Source organism: Pseudoalteromonas sp. MMG005 (assembly GCF_018101015.1).
Lineage (GTDB): Bacteria > Pseudomonadota > Gammaproteobacteria > Enterobacterales > Alteromonadaceae > Pseudoalteromonas > Pseudoalteromonas aurantia.
This window is the reverse complement of the sequence record NZ_JAGJEK010000038.1, coordinates 26,382-41,114: the sequence shown is the minus strand read 5'-3', so window position 1 is coordinate 41,114 and position 14,733 is coordinate 26,382. Positions and strand designations below refer to the sequence as shown.

General features: G+C 38.3%; 9 protein-coding genes and 2 pseudogenes. 2 read left to right on the top strand and 9 right to left on the bottom strand.

Annotated features, from left to right (window positions below):
* The 8 genes and pseudogenes from J8M01_RS23020 to J8M01_RS22985 form a co-directional block, all read right to left on the bottom strand.
* A pseudogene (locus J8M01_RS23020) lies at positions 1–396 on the bottom strand (transposase); the annotation flags it as partial.
* 142 nt (positions 397–538) lie between these two features.
* Positions 539–622, bottom strand: a pseudogene (locus tag J8M01_RS23015) (Mobile element protein); the annotation flags it as partial.
* A 484-nt stretch (positions 623–1,106) separates the two neighbouring features.
* Positions 1,107–2,852 carry a hypothetical protein gene (locus J8M01_RS23010; RefSeq protein ID WP_211059487.1) on the bottom strand — a complete coding sequence of 582 codons (1,746 nt, stop codon included), beginning with the start codon at positions 2,850–2,852 and terminating at the stop codon, positions 1,107–1,109.
* Positions 2,845–3,921, bottom strand: coding sequence for a hypothetical protein (locus J8M01_RS23005; protein ID WP_211059486.1), 1,077 nt, complete (start codon positions 3,919–3,921; stop codon positions 2,845–2,847). Before J8M01_RS23005 ends, J8M01_RS23010 begins: the two co-directional genes overlap by 8 nt.
* Positions 3,922–4,065: 144 nt before the next feature.
* Positions 4,066–5,172, bottom strand: coding sequence for a PIN domain-containing protein (locus tag J8M01_RS23000; RefSeq protein WP_211059485.1), 1,107 nt, complete (start codon positions 5,170–5,172; stop codon positions 4,066–4,068).
* Positions 5,173–5,319: 147 nt separating this feature from the next.
* Positions 5,320–5,592: a hypothetical protein gene (locus J8M01_RS22995; RefSeq protein WP_211059484.1), complete on the bottom strand. Its 273-nt coding sequence runs from the start codon at positions 5,590–5,592 to the stop codon at positions 5,320–5,322.
* Between the two features lie 445 nt (positions 5,593–6,037).
* Positions 6,038–7,996, bottom strand: coding sequence for a M6 family metalloprotease domain-containing protein (locus J8M01_RS22990; protein ID WP_211059483.1), 1,959 nt, complete (start codon positions 7,994–7,996; stop codon positions 6,038–6,040).
* An 84-nt stretch (positions 7,997–8,080) separates the two neighbouring features.
* Positions 8,081–8,296, bottom strand: coding sequence for a hypothetical protein (locus J8M01_RS22985; RefSeq protein WP_211059482.1), 216 nt, complete (start codon positions 8,294–8,296; stop codon positions 8,081–8,083).
* 527 nt (positions 8,297–8,823) lie between these two features.
* On the opposite strand from J8M01_RS22985, the gene J8M01_RS22980 reads away from it, so the two are divergent.
* Complete coding sequence (locus J8M01_RS22980; RefSeq protein WP_247671250.1) at positions 8,824–10,383, top strand: basic secretory protein-like protein; 1,560 nt, start codon at positions 8,824–8,826, stop codon at positions 10,381–10,383.
* Positions 10,384–10,528: 145 nt separating this feature from the next.
* Here the strand turns inward: J8M01_RS22980 and J8M01_RS22975 are convergent, their stop codons facing one another.
* Complete coding sequence (locus tag J8M01_RS22975) at positions 10,529–12,691, bottom strand: winged helix-turn-helix domain-containing protein (RefSeq protein ID WP_211059481.1); 2,163 nt, start codon at positions 12,689–12,691, stop codon at positions 10,529–10,531.
* Between the two features lie 500 nt (positions 12,692–13,191).
* Between J8M01_RS22975 and J8M01_RS22970 the strand changes: the two genes are divergently transcribed.
* Positions 13,192–14,547: a hypothetical protein gene (locus tag J8M01_RS22970; protein ID WP_211059480.1), complete on the top strand. Its 1,356-nt coding sequence runs from the start codon at positions 13,192–13,194 to the stop codon at positions 14,545–14,547.
* Positions 14,548–14,733: the final 186 nt, after the last annotated feature.

The window sequence follows — 14,733 nt, the reverse complement described above, 5'->3', positions numbered from 1 at the left end:
GCGCTCTCTAAATAGTTCAGTGTCTTTATTTAAAAAGTATTGCTGCGCTGAGTCTAGCCGCTCGCCTTGAATGTACTTATGAGACAGTATGGTGCCTTTAAACAGCTTATGCCATCTGATGATAACCGCTTTATTACTCAGTCTTTTAGCTTTTATATCATCTACATAAAGTACAATGTGAGTATGGTTACTCATCACCGCATATGCACACACATCAATACAAAATACTTTAGCAAGTTCCAGCAGTTTGTCTTCTATCCACCATCTTCTGTGTTCATATGATTGCCCTGTTACCTTATCTTCACCACACAAATAAGCACGGCGAACACACCGTGAAATACAATGATAGTATTTGGTGTCGGTTAAACTCACTTGCCTTTTTCGTGCTGTAGCCATCGAGGAATTGCCTACCTTTCATACTAAATTTGAAAGATAGGCGATGAATGAAAAATCGTCAATTTTGGATGGGTGTCTTCTTAAATTTCTTTATGAATGAAAAATCGTCAATTTTGGATGGGTGTCTTCTTAAATTTCTTTGATACGCACGACGAACACACCGAGATATACAATGGTAATATTTAGTGTCAGTTAAACTCACTTGTCTTTTTCGTGCTGTCGCCATGAGGTAAAACGCCTATCTTTTAAGCTGAATCTAAAAGATAGGCAATGATTGAAAATCCATCAATTTTGAATGGGTGTCAGTTAAAATTCATAAGTGACATCTATTCAAAAGTTAATGCAGGTCATCGTATCACAATCGTTCTACGTTGGGTGTCTTTTAAAATGTTTCCTTAGCTGAGCCTTAAACTAACTGGACGAATGAGCCATCCCCTTGAGTAGCGCCAGATTAAGGTTAACCGATGAATGTCTAGTGGCCCTAAACAATAAGCCGTATCGACTGATTTAGGCTGCGATGTGATCGCAATAAGAGACCCTCAATATGTGTTTGCCGTAAACGATTTTAACGGCTCACCGACATAGCGAAGTTGAATAGATTTAAGAATTGCCGATACAAATTAGCTGCTTTAAAGCAGCTAAAAAGAATCGTTATGCTTACTTGACCCGAGAAGGTTCATATGTGTTAGCTTGCGTATTGGCACTAAATATCAGACAACTTCTAACAAGTTCATTGTATCGTGAATTAATACACTATCTATCAAAGCTGTATTGGATAAAAATGCCCTTTTTGATTTACTATCTCCAATGCATATTAATTTTGTGTCTTTAGGAAAAAATTGTTTTTTAATGGCTTCAACATTAAAAAGAGGGTTAGATGAAGTTTCATCTCCCTTGTATTCCGCGACAGAAAAAACAACTTGCCCACTGGATTTAGTTTCATGAGAAAGAAAGTTGAAAATATTACTTCTGCTCCCCGAATCAATATCTTCTTTAAAAACCGCATCAAGAAGAAATGGAAAGCTATGAATAGTAGAATTTTTCATGACCATTTCGTAGAACGAGAAGTTATAAGCCATTAACAACTGATGTAGCTCTACGCCTTGATACGGAAATGAATTTAAAGAATACAAAGCCTGATATTTGGTTTCTTTTGGTAACTTAACACCTAACGCTGAAACTTTACGTTTAAATATAGAAAGGAATTCTCTTTCCTTAATTTTTCTCAAGGAGTCAATATCAACACCTTTCCCAAGCTTTTCTATATCAATATTAATTTCGTTAATTCTTTTTTCACATGCAGCTTTTTTGATAGAAATGTTTTTTAACATTTGTAAGTTGGCATTATGATTCAGCCAATAATCAAATGTAATATTATCCGATTTTAAACGTCGTAAAACCCCATAATCCTTCTCTATTTTAATTCTTAAAGAAGTTATAAGTTTTTCAACCGAGTTCAACTTCGCAGCGTTGTTTTTAATGTGTTCTTTTACCCTGTCCTTTTCTTTTAAAGCATCGTTAATATCTTGGCTATAGCTATAAAACTCTTTCAAATCACCCGGTAGGTTTTGGTCACACGTGGGGCACTGATCAACTTTTGGCTTTTGATTTTTTATGTTGGTTATTATTTGAGATAATACCTTTTGCCTGCCTCTTAGCATACTTACTTTATTGCATAATTTCGTATGCTCTGCTTCTTTATTTGACAAGTCTTTGTTTAAACTTTGATAGCCTTCTAGGTAGTTTTCAGCCTCACCTCTAAATCGCTCATCAAGTAACTTTGATACTTTCAACTCTTCATTTTTAACTTCATAAGAATCAAGTTGCTTCAACTCAAAGCTTAATTCTTTTTGCTCTTTTTCAAGGTTATATTTATTGATTCTTTCGTGACCACTCTCAATACCACAATAGTAATCTAAATAATCAAATTTGAAATCCTTATAAAACCTATAATCTCCAATTGACTCACGTATATAAACCCACCCTACAGATTGAGATATATAATACGGCAATAGTGCTGCTTCTAACGGCGCACCAATTAACTCAGATTGCTTTTGTAGGACTAAATCAAATCCCATTAATTTTGATAGAAGCTCTTTATACCTACCGTACTCAAAAGAATTGTTACTATTAATACCATCAAATCTAATAGGAGGTTCACTTCCTTTTTGTAAAACTAACGTATCATCAGACCGTACAAATACCAGCTTACAAGTTTCCTCTGCTTTTTCTAGAACGCAATCAAGTCTAAAAAACACATCATCACTATTAATATCATTCAAATTATCTTTTGAGTCATTTATACCCATGGAATAAATAACTGATTGAATAAGTGTACTTTTCCCAGATGTATTTCGCCCGTGAACAATATTTACTGATTCACTAAATTCTGTATGAAAACCTTTCTCGCCATTGGGAGAATAAACCAGTAAACTTTTTAAAATTAATTTAGACATACATCCCTCTTGTCTCTACATATGCTGCAATTACAGCGAATGACACCATGTAGTTTTCTAATCTAGGTTGGAATTCTTCTTGATAACTGTGATATAAATCCACAATGCAATCAACTTCACTGATGTGCTTCTCATCAATATCTGTTCTAGTTTCAACAAACTTGTAAATCTTACGGTATTCAACTTGTTGAATATCCTTAAAATAATCAAAACAATTTTCAAGCAGTTCTTTTGCTCTTCGTCGTATTGGGAGTTTTAATTTTAATTGAGTTGAAATTTGTTCCGAATACTTTCTCCAAAAATCAAAAGACTTTTTACTTTCAATGAACATATTGAAAGTTTCATTTATCTTGTCTTTAGTTACTCTTTTGGTTAGGTCAGACAAAAGAACTTTATTGTCATCATTGTATGTTTGCTCTGCATCCTCTAATAATCGCATTAATGAAGAAATAACAGCCTCGTGGTCATTCACCTCCTGACCAAAGTGCTCCATGGATAAACCTTTTAGCTCTCTTTGCCAGCTTTGGTAACTTTGAGCAAAATCAATATAGTGAAAATGAACATTCTTTAGTTGAGTTCTTTCAAGTATTGACTGGCAAATTCTTGGTTCAATATTTTTCTTAATTTTGTCTGTTAAATCAGAGTATTTTTTGCGTCGATTTGAAACTTGAACTTTGATTTTATCTTGTTTGACACCGGTTTCTCTTTTACTTGTTAACAATACATTCCGATTAGTCAGAAAGTTTAGCGTATGCTGATAATCATTAGATTTGTCGTGAGGATCATTGATAAGCTCCTTACCAACCATTGTCATTTTTCCAATTATCTCGCAAAGATCATTATCTGTTTTCCAGTCATCTCTTGATTTTTTTGCTTGGTATGTATCAATTTTTTTTAAATGCCGATTTTCATCTAAAAATGCGAATAGAAAATCTTCATGGTGCTCTAAGCAAATAAAGTAATTCTCTATGTTTAATTCTTCATAGCCTTCAAATAATAGAAAAACAACACAGCAACGCTGAAATGAATAGCCAGAGCCACCTTCTACACCTGAATTACTACTTACCATAATGTACTTCCATGATTATTTTTTGATTCGTTATTTTTTCAATTTCAGTAAAGCAAGCTAAGCGGACTAAAATTGTTGGTTATAATGTGAAGCGGAGCGAAACCCAACCAACATTTTTAGTTCCGTTTAAGCGCCTTGCTAGCATTACCTGAACCAGATACTATCAATTTCCATTTGTTCTACACTTCCTGTTGTCAGGTTAAACACACCACTTCCAGTAAAATAGCTTCTCGGAAACCTGTAGACGTTTGTATTTTCATCATTAGTTTCCGCGTTCATAAATACCGCGTTTATACCTGCTTTATTAACAAAAAAATCGTCTGTGTTAAGCATAAACTCCAGTGTGCATCTCCTTAAGTTAAAAGAGTATTCAAATGCTATCTTGTTATCTTCTATTTTAAAACACCTAGAAATAGAGGGATCTTCCATACCTTCCCAAACCTCAAATCTGGCTGATTTCATGAGATCTAGGTACTCTACACTCCAATCTGATTCCAAGAAAATACTCTTAAGTTGATTGATAGTGTGATTATTCATATAACCAGTAGCAAAGTCCTCAAATTCATCTTCGATAACCTCACCAAACCTTTCTTCGAGCTCGGAACTATCTTCATGAATGAAGCCATGCAATTCTTCATTTATATTTTCTTTGATGAACGATTTTAGTGATGTATATATTTTGAATTTATTGTTCAAATTTAAGGATTTTAAATCACAAACGAGATCTTCATGGAGATCGAAGCCATTACCATTTTTAACAAAAAAATCAGAGGTGTTACTTGTAATAAATACTATATCTTCCGAGATTCTATTTTCCGATAGATAGTCAATTAATGAATGCCAGATAACTGCATCACGGTAGCCTTTTTCATTTTCTCTGAATGGTCTTTTTCCAAGAATTGCTTTTTTAACTAATTTTTCATTATCTACTTTGTTACATGATATGGTTTTCAAACTAGGGAAGTAACTATGGATTATTGTACTAAAATCGTATTCATTAGTTGGGAGTTGGTTCATATCGATTGTAAAGTGTGACTCAGTGAAACTACCTACTTTAGTCGATATACTTGCCAACTCTTTAGTAATCTTATCTAGTTCAACTCTATACTTATTTTCGGTTTCTTTTATTACTACATCTGATATGAGCAATTTACATTCAGTATTAGCCACATAATTCGATAGAAGCTGAAAGTACGCACTTCGTAACATCCAATTATTATAAAATATATTTGTATCTATAAAAATTTTCATTAAAACCTTTTGTAGCAACAACTGCATGACTAAAGAGAAAGCTAACGCTTGCCTAACCGGCGAAAAATAGCAGGCTAAACTGAGCGACGAAGGAGCGCTGCCTGCTGTTTTGCGTCTCTTCAGGTTTAGGCACTTGTTAGGTAAAAATTACATCCTAGTTGCCATTAAAACACCATACGCCCACACCCAATGTTGCTCAAAACCATGCCCATTATCATCTTCAATTCCTAACATTGCATTTATATGCCAAGTCAATTCTTTGAGTTTGAGCTTCAAATGGCCTGGGAATTCTTTGTCGTTCAAAATCCGACTTAACTCGGATTTGATTAACTCATGATAAACTTCTCCAGAGGTTTTATCTTCTTTCCACTTTGAAAGAGTCTCGTCAATACCTGCGAGTTTAGAACGCACTGATTGCATTGAATATTCCTTTTACCTAACAACGTTTTAGCATAAATACCGACAATCACTCTGCTCTCATTCCGTTCAGAGAAAACCAGAATCACAAGCCAATTAAATTAATATTAACAAATTACCATTATCTGCAACATATCACAATCACCTTCCCACACCTAATGAACCCGATAATTGACTTAACTGAGAACGTATTTGACTCGTTATGTAAAATCCAAAAAGTAAAAAGCACAATAAATTCATAATCATAAAGATTTCACTTTGAGTTAAGCGAGCGTAATCTCACTTTACATAACGAGAAAGAAAGCTGTAATGGTTGAATAACCCTCCCCTATCATACCTCAAAAAATCACAGAATAATTGCTTACCCTGTGATTGCCGTTTTGAGCTCAGAACTAGATACACATACAAAAATTTAGCTCTGCTTACTCATGTGACTTATTTACTCACGCTATTTATTAACTGTTAACTGATAGCTTCCAGCCCCTGAATACGAATACACCAAGATGCGGTAATAACCACTGGCGGCAGCGTAATTAATTGATTCCTGCGATGTCGGTGTTTCAGATATCGCGACTTGCTGCCAGCTGCCATTGGTCCACTTTTCAAGTTTTAAATCAAAGTCGGCATTACTTGGGCCGGCAAGTTGTAAGCTAATGGTGCCACCCGCATATTGAAACCAGCGGCCATCAGGGTGAACGTGCTGTTCTTTGTTCGCCAGCGTGCCTGTATACACATCACCCGTTGGGGGCGGTGTGCCGGTGACAAGCTCAAATGACATCGTGGCCGCAGCGTCTGAAATATTCTTAATCGACAAGCCCGAATCTTGGCCATTCCACCACAGTGCATTGGTGCCTTTATTGGTTAATGCATTGGGTAAAGTACTTGAAAACTCTCCTGCGGCTTTAAATAAGTCGCTATTGTCACCGCGGTTTATGTTGTTTTCTGGATCTCGATTCGCGTCGGCGTGTTCCATTTGAATGTATGGTCGCCACTCATTCGAGTTACTACCGGCATTGTCTACGTGCCAAATCGCAAGTCCTGAGTCTAACTGCTCTGAATTTTGTCCTGCGCGATGAACCGCTTCAATGTAAAACGCTTCGTTTCGGTTGGCTGGGTTAGTCCACTTATACGATGTGTTACTTGCCGACGTGTGTGTTAACACCCCTTTTGGTGCATTGCTATTTATGGCGGGGTTTAGCTCTGTGACTGCATCCCATCCAGCAAGGTTGCGAAAGTGTGCCACTGGAGGCGTAGGTTTAAACTTATTGGTAGTGCCAATTGCACCATAGCCCATCACGCCAAAGCTTGCGACAGAGCCTTCTGAGCTGCCATCATAGTCATACAAGTCAGGCCAATTGGTGATCAAGTGCCCTGATTCATGTACAAAGGTGCCAATCGCTAAGCTATCACGCATATCGGTGATCTGGTATCGGTCGGTACATACGCCGTCAGCACAAAATTGCGGGCTCAACCGTGCCATGTGTGGCCACAGCCCTTTTGACCAACTGCTGTCAGAATTACCCGCATAAAAAATGTTTAAACCTTTTATTTGCTTACTGCTGTTGGTTGATAACGTCGAAAAGTCAAAGCCTTGCTGTACTTCAAGCCAATCTAAGGCTTCTTTTATCAGCTCTTGTGAGCGCACGGTAGAGCTATAACGGCTGTCGGCATAGTACGATTTGTTCTTTTTCGCGGTGTAGTACTGCGTAACGGTATTGGTATAATCTAACTTGCCCCCTGAGACCGACCTAAAGTACCCGCGTACCGACTGCGCATTGCCAAATTCGGTGTAATTTATATCATTTAAAAAAGACTCAATTTGGGTTTTATTGATGGTGCCCCGCTGATCAGGAAAATCAATAATTATGGTAAGGCCTTTTACATTACCCGCAGCCTCTTCGAGCGTAGTGACTTGATTTACATCGTGCGTTACATGAGGTTGGGTTTGATTGTTAACTAAAGTATGGCTGTGTAATTGCTCGGTACTTAACAACATGGTTTGTTGCGCTTGTGCTACTTTTGCACTCACCGCGGCGGGGGTTAAGGTTTTCACATTTTGCACATATTGTTGTAACGTGCCTTTTTGTGAAGCCCGATGGTCAGCTGCATCTTGCTGCGAGTTATTCGCGGTGTCCGCCTTGGCTAACACCCCAGTCGAAATAAGCTCAGCCCCATCACTTGATACCTCAGCATAGGCTAAGCCATTTAATTGATTATCAAATATGACTAATCGCCCATCAAGTGTACGCTGATAAGCAAAGTAGTCGTTACCATCTAAGGAGATTGTCAGTACTTCTCCATTTGGCTGTGTATAATGATATTGTGCATTGTCATAGGGGATTGCCGCATTAGCAATCGTGCTCACTAAGGCTAATTTAGCCAAAAGTAATGTGTTAAACCGATACATGTTTGTTCCTCAAATAAGTTCAAGAAACATACAATTAACATTTAAAGAATAAAAAATCAACAATGCATTTAACAAATTAGGGGGTTATTTATTCAATACGTTGATCAATTCAGCACGTAGCGCCATTGATTGTGCGGGGTTCATGGCAGCCAACCTGCCTTGCGCATCATTTGGAATATGAGTATGCTGATCATCATTGTTAAAAATATAGTAATCAAATACCCTTTGCCAAGCCGCTTTTTCATGTGCAGGTAATTGTGCCAGTGATAATAACGCATGATTTAACACATCATTGGGCATACCCAAATGTCGTGGGGCATCTCGCTATCAGCTGCGTTCATGTTATCTGAGCCTGAGGCTGCGAGGTTTAACTTATCTGCGGTGAAAATCATCATAATTTTCCCAACATGGTGAACAGATGATGGTGCGATTTACCAATGTGATAATGTCCGTATCGTCTCGTTATAACGCACTCTGTCTGTGCATTTCAAAATAACAATAAAATTTACAAAACCAATAACTTACAAAAAACCAACTTTGATTATGACAAGATAACACCCGTTGTATATTTCAAAATACAATAAGATATAACTAAAAATATAAATTGAGTATTCTAGATAGAATAATCATCTACTTAACCCTACTTTGAGACGATCTTATATTAATTTTTCATGACTGAATATTTGACTTAAATTTAAATACCATTGATATTTAGATCGTTCCAAAAGAAAACAATAAATAATCTACTTTATATTTTTATGGGTTACTAGCGTAGCCAAATATATCAAAAAATAAAAAGTGGAACGATACAACAAGTAAAGGGTATTATGATGATAAAACTTCACCAAGGTTATAAAAAGAAATACTTATTATTAGCTATGTTAACTTGCACGAGCACAAGCTCATTCGCAACCACAGCTGCTAATGAAGACATTACACAACCCAATGCTGCAGCTATTACAGCATCGGCCCAAAATGGTACATATGAGTCGGCATATCATGCTTTTGATAACGATCAATATAGTAAATGGCTTACTTTTGACCCTCAGGGTTGGCTCAAATATACATTTTCAAAGGGTATGGTCATACAAGGTTACAGTATTACGTCAGCCAATGATGTACCAAGTAGAGACCCAAAAAGCTGGGTACTACAAGGCTCGAATGATGGGATTAATTGGACATCTTTGAATGCCCAAAATGGTCAGAGTTTTAGTAGCCGCCATCAAACTAAAGAGTATACCTTCTTTAATAGTCAGCCATTTAACCAAATACGCTTAAATATTCAAAATAATAATGGTGCAGCTATTTTGCAATTAGCCGAGGTTCAATTATTTGGCTACGCAAGTGGTGACAATGGTACAAACCCTCTGCCGGTCAATGAGCAACACATGCTAACAACCGGACAATGGCAGCATTTTGGTCCGTATAATGTGGCCAATGAAGTCATCGCAACCACCTCAGGTACTGGCGATGCTGACTTATATTTAAATGTCGGTGCAGTCGCGACAACGAGTCAGCATGTCTGCCAAAGTACTTCTCCTACGGCAAATGAACAATGCAGCGCCACCAGCAACGACTTATATGTTTCAGTGTATGGGTATTCAAATACGCAATTTAATATCACCATTAAAGAAAATGTGCCGACCGATCCGGGTAACGGACAATGGAAAAAGCCAGTGGTCGATTTTGTCGACCTAAACCCTGAAACGCAAGGATCGCAATTGCTTAAACGCATCATTCAAGACCCTGCGGCACATATGGCACAACGTTGCATCGACGTTGCAAAAGTTTTATATAAAGACGCGATAGAATCTAACCGCTTTAAAAAGCTCCGCTTTGAATTGCGTGCTAAAGATCATTGGGGAAAAGAATTCGTTGCGTATAAAATGGGTGAAGATGGATCTGGTGAAATGACCATTGTAGTGAGTACCACACATTTAGAAAAACTCTATCGTGAAGGCGGCAACTCAGATGCGGCTATTGCTGATGAAATTGATGGAATATTATTTCATGAGGTGACCCATGGCTATAACAACTCCCCTTTAACGCATGATTCTTATGGAGATGGTCAGGCCTATTGGGCATTTACTGAAGGCTTAGCGGATGGTGTCCGCATTGGTGTTGGATTTCATAAAACCCGCCAACCTAATGTGAATGACCCCAAAAAATGGCTTGGTGGCTACACCACTACTGGCTTCTTTTTCCATTACGTGCAAAGCCGCCTCGATAATCAATTTATCTACAAATTTAACAAAGCCGCGAAAGACATGGGTAACTATACATGGTCATTTGACGCAGCATTCAGACAGACAATAGGTCGCGGAGTTGAAGATGTATGGAATGAATACGTTACATTCATAAATAACGGCGGACAACTAGAGTATTAGTCAGTGTAAATTACGGCGCAATAAAGCGAGTGTATTACGCTCGCTTTACGCAACGCCCTCACATTCATTGACTGCCGCTCTCATTTGAAATCAATAAAAATCAATCAAGTACAAATACACTCAAAGCCGTAAAGAAAAAACCACATTACCGACACACCTGAAACAGCTGTTGATTGAAATCTTCCAAAGCCGGTTGTGCAGCGCTAATCACATGTTTCGCATTTTTAATCGTGAGTTGTGTGCTCGTTGTGTTCACAACCGCTGAAAAAATGGGAAGTGTTCCCCAGCGCTCACATAACGCGGGGCTTTTTTTACAACCCTGCACCAGTGCGCGCTCTGCTTTGTTTATATCGTCATTAAGCATAAAATAACTGCCAAGGATCAAATCTGATAATGCAATTTCATCATTAGGCAGTGCCAGCGCCAAAGGTTCATACTTGAGCAAATATTGTATGCGCTCATCTTGGTTATCAAAGACTAATTGTGATTCAATCACGGCATTGGCTAACTTTATCACTGCATCTTGACTGAAGCTTGATGTCGCCTTAGTCATCAAGGATTGCGCTTGTTCTGCGTGATGTTTTTGTCCTATTGAAAGTTCAATGACCGCACTTAAAAATAGTGGTTCAAATAAACCGTTGTTTCCCAGCACACTAGAAGCATACCCTTGATACCAATTCGAATAAGTCGCTAATGTGTCAGCTGTCGCATAGTTTGCAAATGTCAGCCACGGAATACGCCAATCTCTCGCATTCACCTCATTTAACTGTGTCATCCAGCGCTCACTCCAGCGTACATCCCCTAAGGCGGAGTTCAGCATTGCTGCTGAACCGGTGAGATCATCATTGCAAGTGAGTTGATCTTGAAAACGAGTGAGTAGTGACATAGCGAGTTCAAATTTGCCATGCATGACATACCAATTGAAAAATATGTAATCGATATTGTTTGATAAATAACTTTTACTTTCTAACCACCCACTATACTGGCTCATTTGTGTATTTTGTTTGCTATACAATAGTTCTTGAAAATAAAAATAAGCATTATCTTCAAAACTTTGTTCGTGTCTAAAGACTTTTTCAAAATGGTGTAATGCGCGTTTATCTTCCCCTAACTCAAGATGGAATAGGCCTTGAATATACGTGAGAAAATGATCTTGTTCTAACTTTTCAACAAGCTGAAATGCAATATTTATTGCGCCTTGCTCAGCCAAATATAGCGCCGCGGATATGATCGAATAATTGCTTTGATGATACCGTGCAAGTAGATAATTTACGCCGGATAACAGGCGTTCATTATCAAAGTGATCTATTTGATAAAATGCCAGCAAGGTGTCGATAAACGCAAGTTTTGCTCTTTTTTGTTGCTCGTTTAAGCTATTCACTTCAATTTCATCAAACAGTTTTTGTTTCGCCATTTCTAGCTGCTCACTGTTAGACAAAGATGCCAATGCTTTTAACTGTGTATTAGCCCTAACAAGTTCTGCAATGCCTGAATTACCCTGCTTCAACATCGGTGTCGTAACACGGCTTACTAAATTTGAAACAACTGCCTGATCAAGCTTCTCTAATGGTTGCATTTCAATATGAACTAAACGGGATGGTAACCCCATAAAAACCAGCCCCAACATCGCGTTTTTATCAGATATATACTCCAACACAATTTTTGTATCGCTACCGAGGCCGTTGATAGTCTCCAGCATATTACTATGTTCAGCGCGCTGAACTTGTGTGATGTGCAACGTTTTAGATAGATTGTCTACAAACTGACTAAACACCTCATTATTTTGTCCAGAAAACGGGTTAATAACCACTAAGTGTGCTGGTGTGTTCACCTTGAGTGCAATTTGGCTTTGGGTCTGATTAAAATATAACCATGTATAACGTGTCAGCACCATCACCGCCAAAAGCGTTACTAAAATCCCGCCTATCAACACAAATCGATTTTTTTCTCGCTCAGTTCTCGGCGCGACCGAACGTGATACTTGTTTGCTGTCATGTTGGGTTACCGGTGCGATAAGTTGATAGCCAAATCGAGGAACTGTCTTAATGTAGTCTTGTTCGTTTCCATCTTCGAGTGCCAGCCGAAGGTTACGAATGGTTTGATAAACCAAGTTATCAGTGGTAAATTCCGTTTGCCAAACCTGCTCCTTAATAGTCGCAATAGAGACCACTTTATCTTCATGTGAAATAAATAACTGTAAAAGCTTAAATGCTGTTGGACTTAACTCAACGTGTTTATCATTATTTCGAATACAGAATGTCCGTTCGTCTAATACCCACTGTCCAACCTTGAATTGCAAACTTTGCATCCTCTATTCCATTTTCTATATTCTTGCCACTAAAGCCTGTAACCAATTATAGCTGTGTCTTCTGGCCTGCAACATAAACCTTTTAAATTCGAGCTAAGGTTTATAACACAACTTTTTTTGACTATACACCTCTGCACGACAGTCTGAGTACTACTCAGACCAGCATATAAAATAGCGAGCTAAAAGAAACCGTAAATGCCGTAGTGAAGGTTACAAAAACCTCGCCGGTTTCTCGTAAAAAAACCAACTTAAAAAGTCAGCCACTTTATTTACACAACCGTAAGAATCTCGTTCGGAAAATTATAAGTATATATTTCAATAAATTAAAAAACGTAAACCAATATTAAAAGGCGTAAAAATAACTACTAAGAACTATTCAGAGTAAACAAAGCCAATACAATGATAGTGTGCCCTCTTCTCAATAGCGGATTGCTTACAGTCAGGTGTTTAATATCAGGTAATACCATCAAGCAACGCCACATGTTAGGAGTTTATACGAAATGATCAGTTCTCGCGTTTTATCTATTGCTTTACTCAGTTTAGTTAATATAGGCTGCTCTGGTGATAATGACACAACGCCAACCCAAGACAGTGGTTCAATCGCCGCGCTCGTGCAAAATAGTGAAAATACACAAACCACTAAATTCAACATTAATATTGAATTCGACAATGACGCTATATCCGCTGCCCCAAAATCACTCAGCTTGAGTATAGGAGAGGTAGGTGACTTTACACTGAATGCGCAATCTGGATATCGAGTCACCGATATCAAGGGCTGTGATGCCTCGTTTGACAAAAATACACAAAAAATCCAAGTGATTGGCGGCAGTAAAGTTTGTACAATTTACGTCACGAGCAAAACAAATAGCATCTTGCTACCGATCACAAGCTCAGTCGAAGGGTATGGAAGGTTTATATCATTACCAAAGAGAGTCGAGCAAGGTAGCGACTTTAATATTGTAACCAAACCCCATACTGACCAAGTCCTCGATAGTATTCAAGGGTGCGGTGTCAAAAAAACATCTGGTGTATGGTCTGTAAAAAATGCCCAATCTCCCTGTCATATTACGGCTAAATTTAAATCTCAGTTCGACACCCCCAAAGCATTTTCCCACACCATTAGATTACCTATCGTGGTTCATGTTCTAGAAAATGAGAATTTCACTATCGATGATATTCAAATTGAAACCCAAATTGAATTGCTTAACTTACATTTCAGATCATCAGATTTGCTCGAAACTCTAAATATGTTAAGTGGTACAGCGAGGGTCGCTGTTGAGCATATCCCTTATATTGCAGATGTGGGCATTCAGTTTTACTTAGCGACACAGCAACCCAGTGGCGAAACATTTACGGGAATAAATCGTATAGCCGATCAGGGACATATAAGCACCGCAAGCATGCTAGGCTCGCTGTACCACCCGCATAAATACATCAATATTTGGGTTGGAGAAAAACCGCCTGAGCAGTCTCAGTACAGTATCACGTACCCCGCTGGAACATCAGTCGCCCCTGGGATCAGTCTTGATTATCGTGCTGTTGCAGACTATTCAAGTCGTACTTATGATCCTAAGCTAAATAAAACACTGACCCATCAACTTGGACATTTTCTAGGCTTAGTTGGCCACATAGCCGATGGCCCCAAAGGGAGTCACCATACACTATCGTGCGACGGCGTGATAAAACAAAGTCCAAGCTGCATTAATCAAGACCTACTCTTCAACTATATGCGTCACAACAATATAGCTGATGAGGACAAAAGGATGTTTTCATTGAGCCAAGCGCAAGTAATGCGCAACTGGGTAACAGCAGGCCCACTAAAACCACTCTATGATAATAATATTGACCAACAGTGATCCCATTTAGCCCTTGTTTTGCAAGGGCTGTCTAATTTTGTGAAAACCTATTTGTTAGGTCAACTCAATTAACATCACCTAAGCACCGGTGGCTTTGTTCAGCGATAAAACCATCCGTTACTTTTGACACCAATCGCATTCAGTTAGAATGATTAATCTGTTTGGCCACTCTCTAGCTCTCTCACA

Bases quoted from the DNA above. Each gene is read 5' to 3' on its own strand.
- J8M01_RS22995 (WP_211059484.1), bottom strand. From the start codon at position 5,592: ATGCAATCAGTGCGTTCTAAACTCGCAGGTATTGACGAGACTCTTTCA.
- J8M01_RS22975 (WP_211059481.1), bottom strand. From the start codon at position 12,691: ATGCAAAGTTTGCAATTCAAGGTTGGACAGTGGGTATTAGACGAACGG.
- J8M01_RS22980 (WP_247671250.1), top strand. From the start codon at position 8,824: ATGATGATAAAACTTCACCAAGGTTATAAAAAGAAATACTTATTATTA.
- J8M01_RS22970 (WP_211059480.1), top strand. From the start codon at position 13,192: ATGATCAGTTCTCGCGTTTTATCTATTGCTTTACTCAGTTTAGTTAAT.
- J8M01_RS22985 (WP_211059482.1), bottom strand. From the start codon at position 8,296: ATGCCCAATGATGTGTTAAATCATGCGTTATTATCACTGGCACAATTA.
- J8M01_RS23005 (WP_211059486.1), bottom strand. From the start codon at position 3,921: ATGGTAAGTAGTAATTCAGGTGTAGAAGGTGGCTCTGGCTATTCATTT.
- J8M01_RS22990 (WP_211059483.1), bottom strand. From the start codon at position 7,996: ATGTATCGGTTTAACACATTACTTTTGGCTAAATTAGCCTTAGTGAGC.
- J8M01_RS23000 (WP_211059485.1), bottom strand. From the start codon at position 5,172: ATGAAAATTTTTATAGATACAAATATATTTTATAATAATTGGATGTTA.
- J8M01_RS23010 (WP_211059487.1), bottom strand. From the start codon at position 2,852: ATGTCTAAATTAATTTTAAAAAGTTTACTGGTTTATTCTCCCAATGGC.